Annotated in this window: 14 protein-coding genes; 11 read left to right on the top strand and 3 right to left on the bottom strand. The window is 67.9% G+C overall.

Features of this window, described 5'->3' with window-relative positions; translation table 11 throughout:
- Nucleotides 1-52 precede the first annotated feature (52 nt).
- A complete protein-coding gene (locus K3G64_RS00405; RefSeq protein WP_238884854.1) occupies nucleotides 53-856 on the bottom strand; it encodes a hypothetical protein in 804 nt (267 codons plus the stop codon).
- Between the two features lie 454 nt (nucleotides 857-1,310).
- On the opposite strand from K3G64_RS00405, the gene K3G64_RS00400 reads away from it, so the two are divergent.
- From K3G64_RS00400 to K3G64_RS00350, 11 genes are all read left to right on the top strand, one after another.
- Nucleotides 1,311-2,369, top strand: coding sequence for a hypothetical protein (locus K3G64_RS00400; RefSeq protein WP_238884853.1), 1,059 nt, complete (start codon nucleotides 1,311-1,313; stop codon nucleotides 2,367-2,369).
- A 25-nt stretch (nucleotides 2,370-2,394) separates the two neighbouring features.
- Nucleotides 2,395-3,339: a conjugal transfer protein gene (locus K3G64_RS00395; RefSeq protein WP_238884852.1), complete on the top strand. Its 945-nt coding sequence runs from the start codon at nucleotides 2,395-2,397 to the stop codon at nucleotides 3,337-3,339.
- Between the two features lie 31 nt (nucleotides 3,340-3,370).
- A complete protein-coding gene (locus tag K3G64_RS00390; protein ID WP_238884851.1) occupies nucleotides 3,371-3,643 on the top strand; it encodes a hypothetical protein in 273 nt (90 codons plus the stop codon).
- 40 nt (nucleotides 3,644-3,683) lie between these two features.
- Nucleotides 3,684-6,521 carry an ATP-binding protein gene (locus tag K3G64_RS00385; RefSeq protein WP_238884850.1) on the top strand — a complete coding sequence of 946 codons (2,838 nt, stop codon included), beginning with the start codon at nucleotides 3,684-3,686 and terminating at the stop codon, nucleotides 6,519-6,521.
- Nucleotides 6,515-8,656, top strand: coding sequence for a hypothetical protein (locus tag K3G64_RS00380; protein WP_238884849.1), 2,142 nt, complete (start codon nucleotides 6,515-6,517; stop codon nucleotides 8,654-8,656). The genes K3G64_RS00385 and K3G64_RS00380 overlap by 7 nt, the downstream gene beginning before the upstream one ends.
- A 61-nt stretch (nucleotides 8,657-8,717) precedes the next feature.
- Nucleotides 8,718-9,920 carry a DUF1173 family protein gene (locus K3G64_RS00375; RefSeq protein WP_370646921.1) on the top strand — a complete coding sequence of 401 codons (1,203 nt, stop codon included), beginning with the start codon at nucleotides 8,718-8,720 and terminating at the stop codon, nucleotides 9,918-9,920.
- A gap of 32 nt (nucleotides 9,921-9,952) precedes the next feature.
- A complete protein-coding gene (locus tag K3G64_RS00370; RefSeq protein ID WP_238884848.1) occupies nucleotides 9,953-10,627 on the top strand; it encodes a hypothetical protein in 675 nt (224 codons plus the stop codon).
- On the top strand, nucleotides 10,624-11,406 hold the full coding sequence (locus K3G64_RS00365; RefSeq protein ID WP_238884847.1) for a hypothetical protein: 783 nt from the start codon (nucleotides 10,624-10,626) through the stop codon (nucleotides 11,404-11,406). The genes K3G64_RS00370 and K3G64_RS00365 overlap by 4 nt, the downstream gene beginning before the upstream one ends.
- Nucleotides 11,406-12,179, top strand: coding sequence for a hypothetical protein (locus K3G64_RS00360; RefSeq protein WP_238884846.1), 774 nt, complete (start codon nucleotides 11,406-11,408; stop codon nucleotides 12,177-12,179). Before K3G64_RS00365 ends, K3G64_RS00360 begins: the two co-directional genes overlap by 1 nt.
- Nucleotides 12,176-13,009 carry a DNA adenine methylase gene (locus tag K3G64_RS00355; RefSeq protein ID WP_238884845.1) on the top strand — a complete coding sequence of 278 codons (834 nt, stop codon included), beginning with the start codon at nucleotides 12,176-12,178 and terminating at the stop codon, nucleotides 13,007-13,009. Before K3G64_RS00360 ends, K3G64_RS00355 begins: the two co-directional genes overlap by 4 nt.
- Nucleotides 13,006-13,347, top strand: coding sequence for a hypothetical protein (locus K3G64_RS00350; RefSeq protein ID WP_238884844.1), 342 nt, complete (start codon nucleotides 13,006-13,008; stop codon nucleotides 13,345-13,347). The genes K3G64_RS00355 and K3G64_RS00350 overlap by 4 nt, the downstream gene beginning before the upstream one ends.
- 79 nt (nucleotides 13,348-13,426) lie before the next feature.
- On the opposite strand, the gene K3G64_RS00345 is transcribed toward K3G64_RS00350, so the two are convergent.
- Both K3G64_RS00345 and mobF read right to left on the bottom strand, forming a co-directional pair.
- Nucleotides 13,427-16,762 carry a type ISP restriction/modification enzyme gene (locus tag K3G64_RS00345; RefSeq protein WP_238884843.1) on the bottom strand — a complete coding sequence of 1,112 codons (3,336 nt, stop codon included), beginning with the start codon at nucleotides 16,760-16,762 and terminating at the stop codon, nucleotides 13,427-13,429.
- A 274-nt stretch (nucleotides 16,763-17,036) separates the two neighbouring features.
- The gene (gene mobF, locus K3G64_RS00340) at nucleotides 17,037-22,928 is read right to left on the bottom strand and encodes a MobF family relaxase (protein ID WP_238884842.1); all 5,892 of its coding nucleotides are present in this window, start codon (nucleotides 22,926-22,928) and stop codon (nucleotides 17,037-17,039) included.
- Nucleotides 22,929-22,939: the final 11 nt, after the last annotated feature.

The raw sequence follows: 22,939 nt of genomic DNA, 5'->3' as shown, positions 1-22,939 counted from the left end.
CGAGTCGACCGCCGACAAACGGTGACGACCGGCACCCGCAGTGGGTGAGGGCTCAGCCCGAGTGGGTGGCGCCGATGGTGCTCGATGGCGTCAGCGATTCCACGACAGCGGTTTTCACGCCGACACCGACGGCTGCCAGGGTCCAGATGATGCCCGCCACATTGACCACCAGCGCAGTGGTGAGCAGCCGCGAGGATCGCGGCAGCGAACGCACCGATCCGGCGCCGGGTGGGGTGCGGTCGATGGGGTCGGCCACGGGGCCGGTCTCGAACAGTGAGGGTGCGGTCAGGTCGTCGGGCAGCAGCGTGGCCGGTAGCTCCACCGACGGCGCTGGGGGGGTCAGTGGCCACCACGCGGTGGAGCCGTCGATGGCCAGCCAGCCGTTGAGGATGCCGTAGACAGCTGCGGTCAGGGCGGCGGCCGGAAGCTGCGCCATCAGCCAGGGCGCCAGGACCGCGCTCGTGAGTCCCCGGCCGGGGTCATACAGCAGGGTCGTCACCGCACCGAGCACCGCTGCGGCAATCAGCAGCGCCGGGATGGGGTAGGAGCGCAACCGGTCGGGGATCAACGTCTCGATGCGCTGGTAGATGAACCGGCCCGCGGGCCAACCCAGTGGTGCCGCGAGGGCGACGACGATCACGATGGCCAGCTCGAGCTTGGCTTCAAGCGTCTTGGCGCCCCGGCTCAGCAACGGGTGGGTGGCGTGGTCGTCGTAGGGGTTGGGGCGGGCGCCGGCGGTCTCGCGGTGGCGTCGGCGGATGCGCCGGTTCAGCAGTTCGGCCCGGCGTATCTGCATCGTGAAGATTCCGGAGTGCTCGGCGATCCACTCGCGGCGCAACTCGTCGTATCGGTCCACACTCGGCTTGAACAACATTTGTTTACGTGTTGTCTTTCTATGTCTCGTCTGTCACCATAAAAAACATGTTGGACAGCGTAGCTCTGGGACTGGCAAATGTCTCCCTCTTGACGGGGGCAACGCTGGCCGCTGCCACTTTTGTGTTTGTAATCAGCGCAATTCACGCATTAGTGGGCAGGATTCGGCGCCGCCACGGCGGTGCGGGCGTTCCGGTCCCGGGGCGCGGAGGTGCCCACCCAGGTCAGTCATTGGTGAACACGTCGACAGCGGCCGGGTTCCGCGCTGTCGGAGGTTCGGCGCTGTGGCCGTCGACGCTGGTGGGGCCGCCGACGGTCCCCGCCGACACCGCGGGTCGCCGACGGAGCTGGTTGGCCGGTCCCCGACAGCGCCGACGGATCAGTTCCCCCGGTGCGGCGAGCCTGCATCACCGCGTCAACCCTCACGGAGGCCAGTCATGACGTTGACCAACGAGCAGTGGACTCAGCAGCTGGCGGCTAGCGAGGACCCCGCCAGCCTGTACCCGGATGCGCCCGCATTCGACTTGCCCGAGGGCGCTCAGGCCGACTACGAGGCCGCCGACGCCGAGCAGTACGACGATGAGTACGGCGACGAGGACGACGAATACGGCAGCGACGGTGAGCCTTTCGATGATTACGCCGATCCCGACGAGGATGGGCAGCAGGGCCCACCGCGCGACCTGGTAGACGTTCCGCTCGACAGCGACGAGCCCGACGAACCGCAGCGTCCACGCCGGTTCGACGGCAAGGTCGCGATGGGCTTCGCCGCTGCCGGGTTGGTCGCGGTCCTGGTGGCGATCGTCGGCGCGGTGGCCGTCTATGGCTCCGAGAAACCCGACCGGCCGACCGCCGCCTCGGTCACCGACCCGGGTGCCGCGCCGCCGCCGCGCACCGCGACACCGAAGCCGGTGGCCGCCGAGTCGACGGATCGTCCGCTGCTCTACAGCGCCGACGCGGCGGGATCGTGCGCGGCGGGATCCACGTCGGCGCAGACGATGGCCGGGTCCGATCCGCACAGCGCGTTCGTGTGCGTGCGCGGCGGCGCCGACGGTCAGGTGATCGAGATCGATCTGTCGAAGACCTACATGATCACCGCGATCTCGCTCACCCCCGGATGGGTCGGCAAGGACGCCAGCGGGGCGTCGCAGTGGGAGCAGTACCGGGTGGTGACCACTGTCCAATACCTGTTCAACGACACCGACAGAACGCTGGTGACGCAGGAGACCAAGAACGTCCACGGTGAGGCGGTGCAGCCGATCAAGCGGGTGCTGGCCTCCAAGATCAAGATTTTGATCCGGCAGACCTCACGGCCACCGGCCCAGCCCGAGCCGGGGACACCTCCCACGCCGACGCCGGGGGGCGTCAACCTCCCTGCGCCTCCGCTGACGCTGGCGCCGCTGCCGGGTTCCCCGCTGGGCGGTCAACCGGAGTCCGATCCGGTCGATGCCGCGTTCGCGATCAAGAGGTTGAAGATCATCGGCCACGAGCCGCTGTGAATCGAAGGGACGACCCGCAATGCAGATGAGCAGGACGTGGCAGCGGCGGCTGCAGCGCGCCAAGCAGGCGGTGAGCGCCGCGGGCAAGCCGCTGGTGCTGGGCCTGGCGGCGCTGGCGGGCCTGAATCTGGTGTGGCAGTTCCTGTTCGGGTCACCACCTGATCTGGTCACCCCGTCGCGGGAAGTGGTGAACAAGTCGGCGGTGGTCAGCGCCTTCGCCCAGGACTATGTGTCGGTGTGGCTGACGGCCAGCCAGTCCGATGTGGCCAGCCTGAACCAGTTCGTCACGGTCGACCACGCCAACCTGCAGCTTCCGTCCACCCCGGCGGTGGTGATCAACACCCCCACGGTGGTGGCGGTCACGTATGCGGGCCTGGCGGGCAAAGACGCTGACGCAGAAGTGTTCTCGGTGGTAGTCGGTGTCACGCAGCGGCCCTACGAGTCGGCCAGCCCGCAGCGGGCGCTGTACCGGGTGCCGGTGCTGTGGTCCCGTTACGGTCCGCGGGCGGCGTCGCTGCCCGCCCGCATCAGCGGGCCCGGCGCCGGCGCGGACTTGCCGCTGAGCTATCCGACCACACTGAGTGAATCCGACCCGGCCTACTCGGTGGCCTCGGGGTTCCTGACCGCCTACCTGACCGGCGACGGGCAGGTGGAGCGCTATGTGACCGCTGAGTCGAAGCTGCTGGGCGTTCCGGGGGCCTATCAGAGCATCACGGTGTCGGCGATCACCGCCGTCTCACCGCCGCCGACGACACCGGCCGACGGGCAGACGGTGCGCGTGCTGGCCTCGGTCACGGCGGTGACTTCGCAGTACGCCCCAACGGAATTGAGCTATCCGCTGACGCTGACCGGGGTGGGTGGCCGCTGGTTGGTGGCGGCGATCGATTTCGCTCCGGCGGTGTCCACCGACGACGCGCTGGTGCCGGCCACGGTGGACACCGACTGGCGCAGCGCCCAGACCCCGAACTGAAACATCCACACAACTGGAAGGAACACACATCATGACCGAGACGGCATTGGCGGCCGGTGACCTCATCACCGCCATTCCCTCGCTGTGGCAGGCCCTGCAGGTGCCGTTGGCGATCATCGCCATCTGTGTCGGGGGTGTGGCGGGAGCGTTCTCCCTGGCCCGCGGGTTCGGTGCGGCGGCGGGCAAGGTGCTCGGCGGTATCGCCATCGCGGCCATCATTCTCGGCGGTGTCGGCCTGGCGGTGAGCCTGAAGGGCACCGTCGACAAGCACGGCGGCGGAATCACCTCCGGCCAGTTCGGCTGACGAGATCGCCGCTGACCGCAGCAATCCCCGAGGAGCCCCGGTGTCTGAGGACGCAGACAGGCCACGCCGAGCGCGGGTCTACGCCGATGTGCGCGACTTTCCCATCTACCTGTCGCACATCGACGACAACACCCGGCTGTGGTTCGCGCCGTGGCGCATCTGGGATGGGGCGACGTTCCTGCTCGGGTCGGCGGCGACGGTGTGGGCCACCCGCCACTGGCTGGACTCCGGGCACGCGGTCGCGATCTTCCTGTTCGGCGCGGCGCTGACCGCCGGGCTCACCTTCCTGGCTCGGCAGATGCCGGTGTCGCGGCCCAGCCCGCTCTACCGCATCGTGTGGATGCTGGAGGGACTGGTGCACACCCACCACACCGCCGGTGTCGACGGTCGACGCGATGCGTGGCTGTCTCCACCGGATGAGGTGATCGACAACCTGATCTTCACCCCCGGCGGCGTGTATGCGGAGTTCCTGGTCGATGGTCAGCCAGGCGGCATGATGTCCTACGACCGCAAGGACGCCGTCTCGCGAGGACATCGTCCTCTGGTGCGCCAGCTGCCGTCGGGCATGCTGCTGTGGGGCGCCAATGTGCGCATCAATCCGCGACAACTGTTGCGGCGCATGCTCGCTGGATACGACAGCCATCCGGGCTGGATTCAGGAGGTGCGTGACTGGGAGCAGTTCGTTCAGATCGAACCGTTCTACGAGCAGGTCTTCGGATTGCGGATCCCGGTCGATGCCGGGATGGAAGGCCGCAGCGGGGTGGGTGGTTTGGCCAAGGTGGCGACGGTGGTCGCCGGGCGCGACCCCGACGATCCGCAGTCGCTGGCCGGCTACCGCGAGATGGTCGACAAGCTGCTGACGAAGATCCCGCGACAGTTCAACGCCCGACCTGCCACGCCACGCCAGATTCACTGGTGGTATCGCCGCCGCTGGTCGCTGGGGGCGGTGTCTGAGCCGTTCCCCCACGAGCCGGGTGGCCCGGATCGGTTGACTCGCACCGACTTTGAGGCGTTGATGCCCGCCGAGTTCGACTGCGGCGACCAGCTCGCCCGTCGTCAGCATCGGTCTTGGTGGCGGCGCATCGTGCCGTCTCTGGCGGCGGTGGTGGTCATCCGGCGCCACCGTCAACCAGCGAGCTATCAGAGCATGCTCGCTGTGGCCCAGCTTCCTCGAGCGGGTCTGGTGTATCCGCGTGCGGAGTATCTGCTGTCGCTCTACGACGTCGATGTCGACAGCGACGTCGAGGTCGACTGGTTTCAGCACATCACCACCCGCTCGGCTGAACGGGCGCTCAACCGCATCGACCGCGCCCAACGCAATCTCGATGACCAGGCCTTCCAGCGAGGGTCGGTGCGGGCCAGCAACACCGACCTGGCCGAGCGGTACGCCGCCGGCGAGGAATACAACGCCAAACTGCGGGCCAGCAAGCTGGAGCGCGAGGTCTGCGCGTCGACGGTTGTCGCCGTGGGCGCCAACAATCGGGCCGCGCTCGATCATGCCGCCCAGCAGATGCAAACGCACTTCGCCGAGGAGCTCGACACCACGTTGAGCCGCTGGGGCGGCGGCGCCCAGATCGGGCTGTGGCAGACCGGTCTGCCCGGCAGTGAGGAACGCTGCCCCCGCAGTCAGTTCGACCAGCCCACCACCACCACGGAGTGGGCGCGGTTCTCTCCTCTGGTGTCCAACGAGTTGGGCAACGAGACCGGAATCCTGTTCGCCCGCAACATGGCTACCCGTCGGCCGAGTCCAGTGCTGCTGGATCCGGAGGGCGCTGCGCAGCGTCGCGGTGCGCCCGGGGTGCTGTTCTTCGGCCCGCCCGGGGGCGGAAAGTCGCAGGGCGCCAAGCGAGTGGTCACCGAGCTGATCGCCCGCAACAGCCAGTGCTCGATCGTTGACCCCGGCACCAATCGGGAATGGGAGCCCGCCCTGGCGCATCTGGGGGATCGGGTGGTCTACATCAACCCGACCCGCGGTGATGTGTCGATGGACGGTCTGCGAATCTTTCGTCGCGAGATCGCCGTCGAGCGGACGCTGGATCACCTGCTGCCGATGATGGGTGTTGAGCCCGACGGCGAAATCGCCCGCCAGTTCAGGTTTTTGCTGCGCCCCGACCAGCGGGTGGCCGAAAGCATGGGCGGGCTGGTGCGCTACCTCAACGATCTGCGGGGCCAACAGGCTCGCGAGTACAGCGAGTTGACCGCCAAGCTCGACATGTGGGCCAACATCGACTACCTGCGGGCGATGTTCGATGAGTCCCTTCCCGTGCCGCCGATCGCGGAAAAGGATGCGGTCGTGTGGCTGACCTCCGAGCTGGAGCTGCCGACCACCGCCCAGACCGAGGACCTGCATCAGTACCGGCGCCAAAGTGCGCGTGCCAGAGCTGGTTTCGCCATTTACGGAATGATCGCCGCAGTCACCCGCGAGGCCTACACCGGGCCCAACCGGCGGCCGGGAGGGTTCGGCTGGTTCGTCGCGGAGGAGGCCCGCACCTACTTTTCCTCCCCAGTCGGGCAGGAGGACGCGGTGCGGCTGATCACCCAGGGCCGCAAAGAACGCTACGGGCTGATCGCGATCTCACAGCATGTCGAGCACTTCGCCGGCATCCCCACCAAAGACCTGCCGACGCGGATCATCACCCCGTTCAAACCCATCGAACGTGACCAGGCTCGGGCGGAGTTCAAGGCCATCGGCATCGACCCCGAGGAGTATCCCGAGGTGCTCGATCTGCGCACGGTCGAGGGCCACGGCTACGCCTACATGATCGATGAGTTCGGCCGGGCCGGACTGGTGGACATGCTGCCCCCGGTGCAGCAGCAGCGGGTGGCCGCGTTCGACACCAGAGCTCTGTCCCCGGCCGCGGACACCCTGCCATGCTGACCGCGTACGTCGCCTGGCGCTACACCCGTCCCGGCCTGCGCCGGGCGTGGCTGATGGTGCAGATGCTGTGGGCCGCGGCGCTGACCGCCCTGGTGACCGCGCCGCGGGCCAGTGCCGCAGGGTTCGCCAACGCCGTGGGCTGGACCGGGATCACCGACACCACCGGTCAGCCCATCGGCTCGTACTTCATCGGCACCGTGTCCATGCTCGATGCGGTCAAGGAGCAGGGCAGCGACGTGAGCATGCTCGACCCGTCGTCGTGGGTGCCGGGGCTGGCCGACCGCGTGCAGATCGCACTGACCTACAGCCAACTAGCGACACTTCTGGGTCTGTGCTGCGGCTTCCTGGTCGTGGTGTGCGCACTGGGCATCTGGTTCATCAAGTTCGCGCTGGGTTCAGTGTGGCTGGGCTGGCTGGGGGCACTGGCCGCGCCGATCGCCGCAGCCCTGGCACATTTCGTGCAGACCTACAACATCTTCCCGCTGGCCGTGGTGCTGTGTCTGGTCGTCGGCGGAATCCTCTGCTACTGGAAGGGTTTCGCCACCGGGGCTGCGGTGATGGTCAGCGCCTATCTGGTGCTGTTGTTGATCTGGGTGTTCCTGCGCGACCCGATCGACGAGCTGGTGGGCGAGCACGGCCTGCTGGCCGTCGCACGGTCGCTGGGATTCCAGATTTCCCTCGGCGTCGGCAACAACGGGTCACTGGGCGGCGGCAACGTCGATTCCCAGACCACGGTGCTGTCGCAGTGGATGGCCACGGTGTTGGTGCGCCATCCCATCCAGATCGCCAACTTCGGTGAGGTCATCGACAACTACACCGGATGCGCCGAGGCCTGGAACGCCGCACTGAATCGCGGCAGCGCAGTCGGCGGACCGGCGGCCGCGGTCGCAGGTGCCGCCAGCGGGCCGGTGCAGGCCATGGAGCAGTGCGGCCGCCTGGAGGCCGTGGCCCACGCCCGCCAGCTCAGCGGCGAAACAGTCGGGCTGATGTTCTTCATGAACTGCATCGTGCTGGTGCTGCTGCTGTTGTTGTGCTACATGGGATGTGAGGTCATCCGCATCGGATTCCTGACCTTCTGGCACATCCTGGTGCTGATCCCGGCCTCGGCCGTGGCGGTGGCTCCGGGCCCGCAGCGGCAGTACGCCAAACGCACCGCGGTCAAACTTCTGGTGCACGGCGTGGAGATGTTGTTCGCCACAGCGGCCTTCGGGGTCGTGCTGGTGATCATGTCTCATGTCACCGGAAACTCGTTGCCGGGCATGAACATCGAGCATCCGATCATGAAGATGATCGTGATGCTGCTGATCACCGCCGCCGCGGTGTTCGGATTCCGGGCGCTGCTGCGGGGATTCGGCGACCAGGGGCTTCCCGGCCCGATGACGATCGCCAAACGCACCATGCAGCTCGGGATGGGCCCGGTAGGGCAAGCCGCGGCGATGCGGGCCACCTCCCGCGATCTCCGCCGCATGAGCCGCGACGACACCCGCTGGCCCCGTTCTCAGCAGACCAGCGATGCAGGAAGCTGTGGACCGCAGGCAGGTCCGGGTCGACGTCCGCACCCACCGGCACCCTCCGGTGATGCGGGATCACGCGGGCCGGCGCCTCGGCCGGGCAACGGCGCGGCGGCACGCGGCGCTCCGACACCGGCATCGACTCCGGCCAGCAGTCCCGTCCCGGCCGCGGCGACCAGCACGGCCAGCGGGGCGGGTGCCGCCGGGGCCCGGGTGGCGACCGCCGCCCCGGCCGCCAGCGCAGGGGCCGGCGCAGCGGGCGGCGGTGCCGCCGCCACGGCGGCCGGGACAGCTGGGGCCCTGGCGGGGCCGGCAGCCCCGGCCGTCGCTGGGGCGGTCGTGGCCTCCAAAGCGGTGGCCAATCAACGGAACACGCGCGACGACAACGCATCCGGGCGCCGGTCAACGCCGCCGCCAACACCGTCGTCGGGCGGGGGATCGGGACCGTCGTCGGGCGCGGGATCGGGCTCGCGCCCTGCCCCCTCGAGCCCGCGACGGGCGGGCGGCAGCGCGCCCGCACCGGGGCGTGACGCCTCACCCAGTCGAGGCTCTGCCGACGGTCGGGGCCGCTCGGATGAGCCGCCCCCGTCTGCCGGGCGTCGCGGGAACCCACCGCAGGGCTAGAAGGGGCTATCGCATGAGAGTGGTTAGGCAGCAATGTATTTCGACAGGCAGGTGAGCGGCGATGAGCATGCCGATACCGCGCGTGTTTGAGGTCGCCGGCAGCCGGGTTGAGGATGTGCACGCTGCGGCGGCCCAGCAGGTACTCAGTCGGGCCAAAGCTGCGCGGCTGCGGCCGCTGTGCTTGTGCCGGTCCCCCGGGGTTGAGATGTACATCGCCGCCGCCGGACACGACCTCATCGTCAAACGGATGCCCGGAACCGGGGCCGCGCATGACCATCGGTGTCGTTCCTGGCTGCCTCCCGGCGAGCTTTCCGGTTACGCAGTTGTTGCCGAGCGGTCAATCGTCGACAACCCTGCCGACGGGACAACGGCACTGCGGCTGGGGTTTTCACTGTCGAAGGCCGGAAGTCGTGCTGCCCCTGAACCTTCTGATTCGCAGCCGAACACGGTCGCGACTGACGGCAGCAAGCTATCGCTGCGTGGTGTGTTGCACTACTTGTGGGACGAGGCGGAACTGACCAGTTGGCATCCGGCTTTCGCCGGGCACCGGTCCTGGGCGGTCGTTCACCGCCGTCTGCTGGCGGCTGTGGACGGCAAACTCGTCCGCAAGAACCCACTGTCCACGTCTTTGTTTGTGCCCGAACCGTTCTCGGCCGACCGCAAGACCGAAATCGAGCAACGCCGGATCAGGGCGTGGGCTCCGGCGCGACGTCAGCCGGGAAAGACCACCAGACTGCTGATCGGGGTGGGCGAAATCAAAGCAATCGAGCCAGCCGGTCATGGATTCAAAATGCAGGTACGCCACCAGCCGGGGCACCCCTGGTTCCTCGATGAACACCTGTACCGCAGGCTCACCAGACGCTTCGCCACCGAACTCGAAGTCTGGCACATGGCCGAAGCGGGCGAGGTGCGGCTACTGGCGATCTGCACCTTCTGGGTTTCGCGGGCCGGACATGCCAACGTCGAACAGCTGTCGCTGATGACGACCGACCGCAACTGGCTACCGTTCACCGGCGACGCCGACCGCACCCTGCTCAGCACCGCCATCGACGAACAGCGATCGTTTCGGAAAGTGTTGTCCTACAACGGGAGCGCGATAGCGCTGGCCTCCCTGATTTTCACCGACACCACCCCGGCGATAGCCGCATTCATCGACCGCCCTGCCGGCGAATCCGATGGTGATGCGCCCCCGATCGCCGGACTGCCGGTGTGGAACTGGCGGACCGACGAGGACATGCCCGATCTGCCGTCACCGACGTCCTGAGAACACCACAGCGCGAGACAGAGGAGACCACCGTGACGACGCACACCGCGCAGATCATCGACCGCGACGCCACTGCGACGGGCGAGCCGAACCGTCTCGCAGACCGCCTGTACTGGGCGATGTCGAGGCTGGTTAATCACGGATGGGTGATCGAGCAGTTCGGCCCGCAGGGATGGTCTGTCCGCGATGGCGCGGGCCGGCGGCACACCGTGCGAGCCGGATGTGACGGCGGTACCGAACCCGTCTTACAGGTCCACGTCGGCCGACTGTTGGCCGAGCTGGGCGACCTGTGCCCCGAGGACCGCGCCGCCGTCCTGCGCCGCGTCGACGCGAGGCTGCGGCTGCACATGCCCGCTGGCAGAGCGCATCCCGACGATGCACGCCAGCCCTGGCACCTGCCGTCGGTGGTGGGTGAGCAGCCCTGCGCCGAGGTGCGGCGCGCGTACTGGTCGGCGATGACCTTGACCGACGACTACGGCTGGCAGATCACCAACGTCCACGCCGACGGCTTCGAGGCTGTCACCCCGGGCGCCACCGGCCCGACGGTGTTTCGCCGACGGCGGCGGGGCACGGACACGACCGCGGACGCACTGGCGCGTCTGCTGCCCGCGATGAGCGGGCACGTCACGGAATTGGCTGCACTGGTCTCGGCGCATCAGGCGACGCGGCGCACAGCCTGCCTGCAGCCGATCGGGGAACCGCGGTGACCGCCCCGGCCCTGGCTGCTCACCGACTCGGCGACACCGCCTGGCCGCACGACTACACTGCGGCGTTTCGCCAGATCGCCCACGCGCTCGACGCTGACGACGTATTCGGTGACACGGCGCAGGGCGGCCAGCGCACCGACCGGCAGCGGTGGTCGGCCGCCGTGCACTTCGCGGTGCGTCTGGCGGGCCGCAGCGAGGAATTGCTGAGCCTTCGCGATCGCTGCGCGGGTCACGGGCCTGAATGCTCCTGCGCGACACTGGACCCCGGCGGCATCGGCAGTGTGCTCTGCGATTACGCGCAAGCCCCCCAGGATCCGGTGGCTCAGCCGGGTCATGCGATGGGGCTGACGCTGCGCCGACCGTGGGCGTCGATGCTGATGGTGCCGACCGAGGCCGGCGGCAAGAACGTGGAGAACCGCACCGACACCACGACCTACCGGGGCCCGGTCCTGATCTACGCCGGTGCTCGCCTCGACCGCGCCGGCGTCGCGCTGGGCAGGCGACAAGGCCTGCACTGCATGGACTTCCATACCGCCCAGCAGGGCTGGCTGGGTGCCGCGGTGCTCGTTGACGTTCACCGCGCCCGTGGGTGCTGCGCACCGTGGGGCAACACCCGCAAGACCCAGCAGCTGTATCACTGGGTGTTCGAATCACCCGTTCGGTTGGCGCGCCGACCGTGGCGCGGAGGCGCACGCGGTTTCGTTGGCCTGCAACCGGTTTCCTGGTCTGCACTGATCAATCCGAAGGTGTATCGCGGCGCACGAGAGGGGCAGGTGTGATGGACGACGACAGCGACTACGGCTCCGGCCGCGGCGGTCCGCTGCGCACCGAAGCCGACCGCCTGCTGCAGGCCAAGTACCACCAGAAGGAGCGCGAGCGGCGCAAGCGCAACGCGTTGAGCCGGATCGTGGACGTCCTCGATGACGTTGCCCCCCAACGCCGTCCACGCCCACATCACTTGGCCGATGTCGCCAGCTTCTACGGTGTGCATCCGCGCGCCGTGCTGACCGTGCTGGGCCGCCACCGTGAGGAGTTCGAATCCGACGGTTGGCGCGAAAGCGATCCGCACCGCCGCGTCGGCGACTACTGGCCCGACGAGGCGGTGGTGCGGGCGGGGCTGCTGCTGGAGCGCTCGGCAGTGGCCGATCAACTGCGTCACCTTCTGGGGGAGGGGACACTGCCGCTGGTGTACTCACTCAGCGAGGCGCGGGTCAACGAATGCCAGCGGTTGTACCGCCAAGCCCTTGGGGTGGTCGGAGATGTTCACGATCTGAGCCCGGATGAGCTGTGGCACAGCCTGCAGCAGACCGACCGCTACGAACTGATGGCGCTGGTGGTGGCCCTTGCTGCGCTCATCGACTACGACAAGGCGAGCCCGGGCGGGTGGCTGAAGGGGCTCAGCACCCCCACCGGCAAGCGCAAGGACGGCAGCATTCGCCGTGGCCTGGCGCTACTGATACCGGTGCGGCAGAGCACCGACGAGCGGCGCCAGCCCCGACCCGGAGCCGCACTGGGCTGCGAGTCCACCGCCGATAGTGCCGTGGCCCAATGAGATTAGACACCGCAGTGGTCTCCCCGCTGGCTGAGCGCACAGCCGGTGCTCAGGAGGCCGCCGCCCGGATCGCCGGAATGCTGCCCGCACACACCCACTATGTGCAGCTGCAGTCCGGGGGCCTGGAGGTGCTGCTGCACAAGCCCCCCAGCCAGGCCGAAACCATCAACGACACCAGCCGGGACATCGTGACCTTCTGGAGGGTGCTGCGCGACCGACCCCATGAGCTGCGCCGTGTGTGCGCGTTGACCCCGCTCAGCCGCATCGAGTTCGACACCGCCCGCGGTAGCGGTTCCCACCTCGGCGCCGATGAGCTGGAGGCGGCCCGCCGGGTGTGGGTGGTGCTGAGCCAAAGCGCCGACGGACCTGCACGGCTGCGCCCACAATGGCGAGGGACGCGACGTCGCCGCCAGCACACTGAACCGGGCACTGACATCGAGCAGATGGAGTCGCTGGCGCAGCGCCTGAGGGAGATCACGCTGGAATGCCTGCCTGCGGTCAAGGTCGTCGAAGCTCACGGCGGCCATCGCGGCGTGTGCTTCTACGCCGATCTGCGGGCGAACCTGTTCGGAGCCCAGGGTGCCGACCCGGGTGCGGCCTTTCGCCCCGGCCCCGACGTGGTGCTGTCGGCGTTGACCAAAACCAAAGCGGCGGCGGTGGTCCGAGTGGACCACACCGAAGGCGACATGACGGCCCCGCCCGGTTGGGCACAGGCCACGCTGACTGTGCAGGCCGGACCTGCGGTTGTGGTGTGGTCGAACCGGCCACTGCCGGTGCAACAGCCCCTGTTCGACGTCGATGCCGCCACAGCAGGGACGCAGACACCGTGACCAGGGCCGAGACCTACCAACTGCGGGCTCAGCTGCTGGAGCTGCTCCGGCAGGCCGGCCACCCGATCAGCAGCGCGACGCTGGCCAGAATGCTGCCGTGGCACACCGAGCGACTGGACCTCGGCTGCGAGCTGGTCTGTCTGGCCCCACGCCGCAACCGCAGTCTGGAAGTGCTGGAGTGCCACGGCACCTGGCACGTCGTGCGCCGCCCACGCTCCTCTCAGGACTCGGGCGCGGGCATCTACCGCCATCTACGAAGCCTCGCCCGCGAAGGCACGGTGCGGGCCATCAGCCTGGGGCCGCGCCGCGTGGAGTGGGAGTACATCCCACCTTGCTAGCCTAAGATGCCTCGAGCTGGGGCGAGCTGCGCTTTAAGAGCGAGCGGGGCTACCCGAGATCGCCGATCAGACTGACGCATTATTCCCCGGTACCGAATGTGAAGCCGAGTTGTCCTGGTCCGGTTTCTTCGTGATCGGTTTTGGTGGTGTAGTCGGGTCTGCGTTGCGCGTCCGTGCTGGTGGTGGGCCAAGTGACACCGGCGGAGGCGAGGTCGGCGTAGCTGGCGACGGGGCGATCGAGAATGTCGTGCAGCAGTTCGGCCTGGGCGGGATGCAGTTCCACAAGCCGGGCGAGCACGGTAAGCAGGTCGATGAGCTCGCCGTTCCATTCAGCGGGCCAAGTCGTCGCGTTGATTTCATCGAGCGGGCTGGTTCTACGGCCGGTCGGGTTGGCTTTGCGGTAGTTGAACCATGCGTTGACGACTGGCTTATCGTCGATTGTGTAATCCCACACCTCTTGTGGGACAGGGCCGAATGTTCCTGATCCGATGTGCACGGTGGCGGTTTCGGCGTCGTAGGTGATGGTCGTCGGGATGGTGGAAACGGCGGTCTGGTTCGTGATGCGGCGGGGGTCGCCGGACGCATAGCGGATTCCACGGCGGCCTTCGGCGAATCGGTCGCCGTAGGTGTGAAGCCAGACGATTTCGCGACCCAGCTCGATAGCACGCTGAAAAAGGCTGGCGTCGGTGGTAATTGGAATCCGGATACCTGGCGTGGTGAGTTCGTCGACGAACTCATCGGTGTAGGCGGGATGCGCGGCGACGCCGGCGACGTAGGCGATCAGGTCTTCTGCCGTGACGACCGCACCCGTGATCGTTGAGAGGGCGCCGAGAAGTCCACTGGCGAGATTGGGCCGGCCGCCTGGGTGGTAGAGCGGCAGAGTGCGGCCGCCGTGGCTACCTCGGAAGTGGTCGTTGTCGGGGATGAGTGAGCTGAAAACCACGCCGGGGCCGTTGGTGATTGGTTTCGAGTGGAGTTCGATGGTGAAGATTTGGTTGGGCAGGCGCGCAGCCCAGAGTTCGGGGCGGGAGCGGTCGATAAGCCGCCGATCGGCGATAATCCATTGCCGATCAAGGAATCGGTAGCCGCTACGCAGGATGACCGCTTTCGCGGCATGACTGACCTTCTCGGATGCGAATGGCCGGTCGGTATGAGGTTCGGAGTCGGGGCCGAGGGGCTGAGTGCGAGTGTCGAGGTGTGAGGTGTCGGTTTCCTTGAACAGTTCGGCCTTGCGGCGCGGGTCGGTTTCGGCGATGAGGGTCTTGAGTCGTTGGCGCAGTGTTCCTTGGTCGGGCGCGTAGATCCATTTTCGGTTCGGTTTGACACCGGGGGCTGTCCACGGGAAGAGGTCGTTGAGGGCTGGGTAGTCGTCCCAGTCGGTGTCGGCAGAAGGGGTGAAGGGGGCCTGCCAGTTGGTGCGGGCTTGGCGCCAGTGCAGTCCGGTCAGTGTGAGGTCGGCGAGCGCTTGGTACTTGTCGGCTCGACGGCCGTGAACTGCCGTGTAGTGGATGGTGGCTGGGATGTCACCGTCGCAGTCGGGTGTCCTAGTGAATAGCGCGATGGCCAGAGGCTGTTGAACGCCGGGGAAGATGCGCGTAGCGACCTCAGGCCGTTGCCCTTCGGGGGACACATCGATGATCCAGCCTTCGGAGGTGTTGCGGCGCAGGTACTCTCGCATGCCTTTGAAGCCCGGACCGCGCAGGTATCCGGACGTGGAGATGTAGCAGACGATTCCGACGTCGCCGCCGGGAAGATTTGCGTTGGCGTCGAACACTTTCCATGTTCCCCAGCGCCAGAAGTAGACGTAAAGATTTTTCAGAACGAATTCGGCGCGGCCGTTGCCGGGCGCGCGGAAGTCGTCGAGCGGCTTATATGGGTCTGCGCCGCTGCCGTTTTCGATCCAGCGGCCCATTCCTTCGGCACGTTCGCGGTACGGCGGATTGCCGATAACAACAGTCACTTGCGTCTTGGCCTTGACCTTGGCTGCCCGCGAACGGGAGCGGCTGATCAACTCCAGACCGGAGCCGAGCTGGGTCTGCTCGGCGTAGGGGTCATCGAGAGTGTCGGTGACGAACAGGCCGAGGCCGCGCTCGGGGAGGCTGGCGCCGACGTCGGCGAGCAGGTCAGTGACGCGTAGTTCTGCAACGGCGAACGGTCCCATTTGGAGTTCGAATCCGTAAAGACGTGCCGCGAGGTCGCTGACGGCTCCTGCGACCGCGCCCTGGCCGTCGCGGTGTTCGACTCGTTTGGCCACGTGCTCGATGACCTGCTGAAGGTATCCGCCGGTGCCTGCGGCAGGATCGGCCACGACTACGGTGGGATCGGCGAATCCGTCGGGTCGGTGGAGGCGTTCGACGAGTACGTCTTCGGCGAGGCGCACCATCTGCTCAATGACCTGGTGAGGTGTGTAGTAGGAGCCTGACAGTCGGCGTAGGTCCGGGTCGTACTCCTCGAGGAAACGTTCGTACAGGTGCAGGTAGGTGTCGCGGTTTCCGGCACGGACCTTAGGCCAGTCGACGGCACCGACCACGCGCACGAGCAGGTCGAGGGTGACTTTGAAATCGGCTGCAACGTAGTCGGTGAGCAGCTGCAGTGCGCGTGACATCAGGGAGTGCTGGCCGGCGAGTTTAACGCCGACGTTGTGTAGGCCGCCGGCGTTTTCCAGGTCAATGTTTTCGGTTCTGGCCAGCAATAACGCGAAGGTGACGGCCTGCGCGTAGCCGTCGGCGAATACCTCGTCGCCAGCGGTTGGGAACAGGAGGGCGCGCCAGTCGCGGGCGAGGCCATGGAACGGTTGTTCGCTTTCGCGGGCACCTGCAGCGATCGCACGTTTCTCGTCGTCCAACTGGTCGAGCACCTCGCCGCGCAGGAGGCGGCACAGTGGAGCGACGGCCTTGACGAGCGCGATGACGCCGGTGATCGGTGCGGGTTTCCACCGCAGGAAATCGTTGAGGAGGTGTTCGAAGTTGTCGCCGCAGGTCAGTTTGGATCCGGCAGCGCGTAAGGTGCCTCCGGTGAGGTGGACGGGGTCGCCGACCTGTTCGTTGTCGCGGTAGAGGCGCCATTCGGTGCCGTTGGTGTAGATGAGGTTGGGCAAGTCGCGTTGACGTTGCCATTGTGTGAGGTTGTGCCCGGTGAACGATTCGGGGTCGAGGTTGGCGCCGGGCTTCTTTATTTCGACATAGCCGGTGATGGCGCCGTTGACACTGATCGCGTAGTCGGGTCGCACTCCGCGGTCGTTGTCGCGAACCTCGTCGTGTGGGACGACGGTCAGAGACAGGTGCTGGCCAGCGGCGGCTAGGAGTTCTTCGATCGGTGCGCGAATGGCCGCTTCCGGTTCACCGGGGCCGGCGAGTTTCTTCTTGCAAGTGTCGCCCAGGGCGGCGGTCGCGTCGATGAGCCATTGCCCAGGCAAACTCGTCCCTCACATCTTGCTCGTGCCGCGCGGCGGCTGCATTCCCTGATTACCGGTTATCAAACACCGCTCGGGGTGGTGGAGCGAGGATTTCGGGCCGTATGAACCCGCCGGGCGTGGTGTGCTGGTCCAAGCGACGCATGTGCAGTCAATTCTGCGACATAATTGCTGCATTTCGGGCCGAAGGACGACCTGCGCGTCGACTAGGACCGTGTGTTGCCGAGTGCGAAAGCCAAGTGGTTCTCCCACATCCCAACGTCACCCTCCAACGTGTTCACTCGGCGTGTCGGTCGCTGAGGGAGCGGTCGGCGTCGCCGCTCATGTTCTGCAGCCGGTCGTGGACACCGTGGGCGCTGCGGTGGTTCTGGATGAGGCGTTCATATTCGGCGAGGGCGGCGGTGATTTCGGGGGTGCGCTGTTGTGGGTCGAGGTCGCTGGCTTGGGTGAGTGCGGCCTGCAGGTCGGGGGGCTGCGACGGGGGACCGGTGTGGCTGCGGACGGTGGAGTCGACGCTGAGCGTGCGCGACCAGGGCAGGTCTTTGTTGAGCAGTCGCAGCAGCGGCGCCGACGGTGCGGGCGTCCATTGGCGGGTGTCGGTGTCGATGAGCACCAGGCGGGCGTCTGTACTCACCGCGTTGTCGGCGAGCGCGGCGATCTCGGTGGGAGTCAACCGCTGGGCGTGATCGACCACGACGATGGTGCCTGGTGTTGTGGTGGCGGGGTCGAGGCGAAGTGTGGCGGCGTCGACCATCTCGGCGTGCAGTGCTGCGGTGTCGGGGTCGTTGGGGGCGTCGGCGGCAGTTGACCAGACGATGCGGCGGTCGCTGGCCGTGGCGGCGTCGGCGAGCGCCGCCATCTGCGCGATGAGTTCGGCGCGGTCGCTGGCGGTTACGGGAGTGATGGCGAAGGGGTTGGCCGCCACGGATTCCAGCGCCGACGCCGCGAAGGGGGACAGCTGGGCCAGCGCCTCGGGGTTGAGGTGCAGCGGGGGCTGGAAGGTGTTGTGGCCGGCGGCGGCGAGTACCCGCAGTTCGGTCGTCATCGTGGGGAGCTGTTCGATGATGTGATCGGCGGTGCGCAGCTGGGCCTCGGCGAAGGCGCGGGCGGCGGCGGATTCGGCGGTGAGCAGTTGGTCGAGCAGGCGGCGTAGTTCGGCACGGCGGGCGCTGAGGAGCCTGGTGTCCTCGGCGCGGCATTGCGTCAGTAGCGCGTCCACATCGGCGTGGGTGACGACGTGCTCTGGGCCCCCGGCGGCGGCTTCGCGGCGCTCGGTGGCTTCCCGCAGTGCCGGGTACCAGCGTTCGGCGGGTGTCTGCATGGGCAGCACCATCTCCTTGAGCCAGTTGAGGTGCCGGGCGGCTGACGCGACGTCGAGTGGGTCGCTGTCGGGGTTGGCGCGCAGTGTGTCGTATTCCTGTTGGGCGGCGTCGATGAGGGCCAGGTTGCTGGTGTAGGTCTCGTCGTCGTCGTGCCAGCGGTCGATGACGGATTCGATCTCGGCAAGGTAGGGGCGGTCGGCGTCGGCGCGGGCGCGCAGCTCCACGATCCGGGGGCCGGCGGCCGCGACGGCGGGGCCGCCGAGGGTGGACTGCACCTGGGTGGCGAGTCTCTCGTAGTCGGCCTGGGCGGCCTCGTAGCGCTGCCGCAGGGCGCGTACGTCGGCCTGGGCGGCGGCCAGCGCGGCAGCCGGGGCGGGTCGCGTGGCGGACAGGGAATCGAAGTCGAGGTAGTCCTCGGCGACGACGTGTTGGTCCTCGGGCGGGGTCAGCCACAGGTCCTCGCCGGGGTCGGCGGGCAGATCGTCGTGAAAGCCGAGCGCGGCGGCGAGCACGTCTGAGTCGGCCAGCGCGTCGGTGAGAACGAGTGGGTCGGACACCGGATGGGGGCGCTGGGGGTCGGGGTGCAGGTGCTGGAGTTCTTCGTATTCCTCGTCGGTCAGCGGCGGCTGCTCGGGTGTTGGGATGTCGTGGTCGTAGGGGGCGTCGGTGGTGAACAGGTCGATGGAGTAGGTGAGCAGGCGGGCGTACTCGTCGGGGCGTAGGTGGTGTGTCAGGTGTGCGTCAGCGTCGGCCAGGTGCTCGGCGGCGACCTGCAGCAGCTCCAGTGGTTGCCATCGCTGGGGGTCTGCGGTGGCGATGGCCGACACCAGCGCGGGGAATGCCGGGTCGGCGGCGATCGTCTCGGCCAGGGCGCTGCCGAACATGGTGTGCAGGTCGGGTAGCCAGTCTGGGCGCAGCCCGTTGTGGGCGGTTTCGACGATGGCCGGCGACAGTGTTCCGCACAGTCGCCACCACAGGGCTGCGGCGGGAAGTTCGTCGGGCAGTGGGCGCTCGGCGGCCGTTTTGAGGACGAGCTGTCGGATGTTGACGCCGGTGCGGGAGGCCTCGGCGAGGTGGGTGGCTAATTGGGGCCAGAACGGGTCTTTGCGGATGTGCGGGTTGATGGAGTCGACCAGAGTGTTGTAGCGGCGGTGGCCGATCTGGGCGCCGACGACGGCGGCGGCCCGCTTCTCCAGGCCGCGTTGGGCGGCGCGGAGGCGGGCGGGATACTGCTCGGTTCCGGCGATGCGGGTGTCGGCGTCATCGATGTCGGTGGCTGCCCGGTAGACGGCGAGATCGGCGGCCAGCGTGGCGTCGGAGCCGACGATGGGGCGCGCCCATCGGGGTGCGGTGGCCGTCGTCCACGTCGCGACTTCGGCCCGCACGGCGGTGTCGAGTTCGCGGATCAGGTGGGCGCGGCGGCTCAGGTACGGACCCCAGTGCGGGTCGTCGCGCAGCCGTGAGGGGATGGCGGGCAGCCACGGCAGCGGACCTGTGCCGCCGGAATGCGAGCCCGACGGATCGAGTCGCCAGTCGATCACCGCGGCGGGGTCGGCGGCGTCGTCGAAGTCTCCTGCGCGCACGACAGCGGCGAGCCGCTTGAGCGGGTTGTAGCCGTTGGCGGCGATCAGCGCCAGGTGCTGGCGCAGCACCGGCCACGCCGCGGCCGAGGTGAGGCCGGGCAGTGTTTCCTCGGCGCGACGGTCGAGCGCGGCGTGCTCGGCGGGGGTGAGGAGCTGTTCTGCGGCGGCCGCGACGGCGTGGTTGTACATGTGTGCGGCGGCCGACATCCGGCGGCGCGGGTCGACGGTTTCGCGCTCCAGCGAGGTGGCCGACACCTGGGCGGCGTCGCGGGCCAGTGCCCGTGTCAGCACATCGACGGCGGTGTCGGGGTGGGTCGCCTTCGGGGTCAGGATGCGGTGCGGATCGTTTTCCGCGGTGGAGAAGTAGATGTGGTTCTCGCGCACACCGCGGGTCAGTGCGGTGTAAATCTGCTGGCGGCTGAGCCTGTCGGAACCTACGGTGTGGCAGCGGTGGCGGGCGGTGGCGCCCTGGGCGCTGTCGATGGTGGCCGCGTATCCGAGGGTGACGTGGGCCCGCACGTAGTCGCCGGGAAGGTGGCGGTGGGCCCCGGATTCCAGGTGGGTGACGGTCAGTGATCCGTCGGCTCCGACGGCGCTGACCTCCCACCGGTAGCCGTTGCGGACAAAGTCGTTGGGGCCGACGGTGAGCATCCGCGCGTTCTTCTTGGTGAACACGATGTCGCCCACGCTGGCGCGTGAGCCGCCGGCCAATTCGGCTTCCAGGGTGGGTGCCTGATCGTCCAGGGCGGTCAGTCGGTGCAGCCGGGCACGCTCGTTGAGTTCGCTCACCAGGTCGTGTGTGGGCGCCAGCAGCAGCGAGTGGTGGCCCTGTTCGGTGTCTGCGCGCCAGGCGTCGAAGGCCATGTCGATGGCCATCGCGTCGGTGCCGACATGGACGCGCCTCTGGTCGAGGTAGAAGGCGATGCCCGACGGGTCGCCCTCGCGTAGCGCCAGTCCGGCCTGGGCTTCGGCGGGTGAGGCGAACCGCATCACCTGCGACAAAGTGATGGCTCCACTGCTGTGGGCGAGGTCGCGCAATACGCCGCCCGCGCTGATCGAGGCGAGCTGTTTGTCGTCTCCGATGAGACGCACCGAGGCACCCCGGGCCAGTGCTGCAGAGATCACCGAGTCGAGTGCGAGGGTGCCGGCCTTGCCCGCTTCGTCGATGATCAGAAGGGTGTTGTGGTCGATACGGTCGAACCATTGGCGGGCAGGATCGCCCGTATCGGCGTGCGGGTTGTTGTGCAGCCAGTTGAACTTGTCGACGGTGTCGGCGACGTCGATGTCGATCTCATCGCGCAGGATCTGGGCGGCACTCGCGCTGGGCGACAGCCCGATCACGGTGCCGCCGGCGCCCTCCCACGCCCGCGCCAGCGCCGACATCGCGGTGGTCTTTCCCGATCCCGCCGGGGCCAGCGCGAGCATGACTCGTTGACCGCGGCTGGCCATCTGACGGACCAGTTCGGCTTGGCCGGCGTTGAGTTCGCGGCGGTGCGCGGCCTCGGATAGCAGCGCCAGGTCGACGTCGAGGGGATCGACGCGTCGGCCGTCGGTGAGGGTGGCGGCAGCCAGGATGCGCTTTTCGGCGGCCAGGATTTCGGCGCTGGTGTAGGTCTGGCTGCCTGCTTGTCGGTAGACGCTGGCGCCGTCGCGCCGGCGCAGCAGTGCCGGTTCACCGAGGTCGGTGTCGGGGCTGCCGGCGTGGCGGATACTCAGGGGTTCCGATAGTGCGATGTCGGTGATCTGCTCGGCCAATCCGTCGGTGTTGGCGTGCCCGGTGCAGCGGATGACCCGCAGCGCTTCGGCCAGGACGTGGGTGCGTCGCCACGTCGAACGTGACTGGGAGACAGCGGCGATGACGCGCTGCGCCTGGGTGGTGAGCCACTCGGCGGTGACGGTCGCAGCGGTGCGGGCGCTGGCGCCGAGGCAGCGCCCGAGCATCGCGTTCAGTGCCCGCTCGTCACCGAGGAGACCGATGGCCTGGGCTCGCCATTCCTGCCGCTGCTCGGCCAGGGAACGGGGTTCGTGCTTGGCGGCGCGGGTCGACAGATTGGCCTGTTGGAACAGTGCGATTGACTCGGGCGTGGTCGGTTCGCGGCCGTGTTCGGCTTGGAACTTCTTGGCCAACACGGCGCATTCGGCGTCGATGGCGGCCCGCCGGGAGGACCACAGTTCGAGTAATTCGGGGTTGACGCCGACGACTTCGCGGACCTCACGCTTACCGTCGGGGGTGTGTCCGCGTGAGGCGAACCGCATTCCGAGTTCGGCGCCGAGGTAGGCCTCAAGGCGGGTGTTGTACAGCTCGGAGGCTGCGACGGTGCTGGCGTAGAGAGGTCGACCGTCAAGGGCGTACCAGCGCCAGATGCCGTCGGTGCCTTGGGCGCGAACCTTGTTCGACACCGCGACGTGGGTGTGCAGTCCGGGGTCAGCGGCGCGGGTGTCACGGTGCAGGAAGTGGGCGGCGATGAAGCCGTCGGTGTCGACCTGGGCGACACCTTGGGCGCCGATGCGGGTGTAGGCCGCGTGGTCCTGCAGGTAGTTCTGGGCGTCCTCGACGGCGCGGGTGTGGCACTTCTCGATGATCTCGGCGATGTGCAGCGGTGCCAGCGCATACAGCGCCGACACACTTTTGACCGGGGTGTAGGTCATGTCGTAACCGGCCACTGAGGTGGTGAGCTGGCGGGTGCCGCGGGCGATGTATCCGGTCAGCTCGCGTTCATCTGCCGGGGTGCGGCCGTGTTCTTCTTCGAACATCTCGGTGGCGATGCGGGTGCGCATCGCGGCGCGCAGTTCCTCATCAATGGGGGCGTTCCAGTGCTTGCCCTCACTGATGTTGTGGTCGCGGAAGGCGACGGCAAGCCGTTGCTGCAGCGCGGTTTCCCCGGCATTGACGTGAAAGGGGCGGCCGAGTTTGACCGCCTCGAGCGCACCGTTGCGGGTCGCCCCTTGGGCCATCAGGTGCCGCGCCAGCGGGGTGGCGTTGGGGTGGACTCCGAGACCGAACAGGTTCTTCATCTGATCCTCGGTGACCTCGGACCCGGCCTCGACGTTCCACAGCTGCGCGCCTTGGTCGGTGTGGGCGCGGTGCTCCATCCCTTCGGCCAATCCGGCGAGTCCACGGCCTGCCCACCGTCCCGGGGTCTCTCCCTTGGACGAGTAGTAGTCCCCGAGGGAGTCGGGTCCGGTGTGGGTGCGGTCGTGGGCAGCCACCTGCCGCACCAGATACAGGTATCCGGTGCCGGCAGTCAGCTTGTGAATGCCCATCACAGCTCGGA

Origin of the sequence: Mycobacterium sp. IDR2000157661 (assembly GCF_022317005.1) — a bacterium.
Lineage (GTDB): Bacteria > Actinomycetota > Actinomycetes > Mycobacteriales > Mycobacteriaceae > Mycobacterium.
The sequence above is the reverse complement of the archived record's forward strand: the minus strand, read 5'-3'. Positions and strand labels throughout refer to the sequence as shown.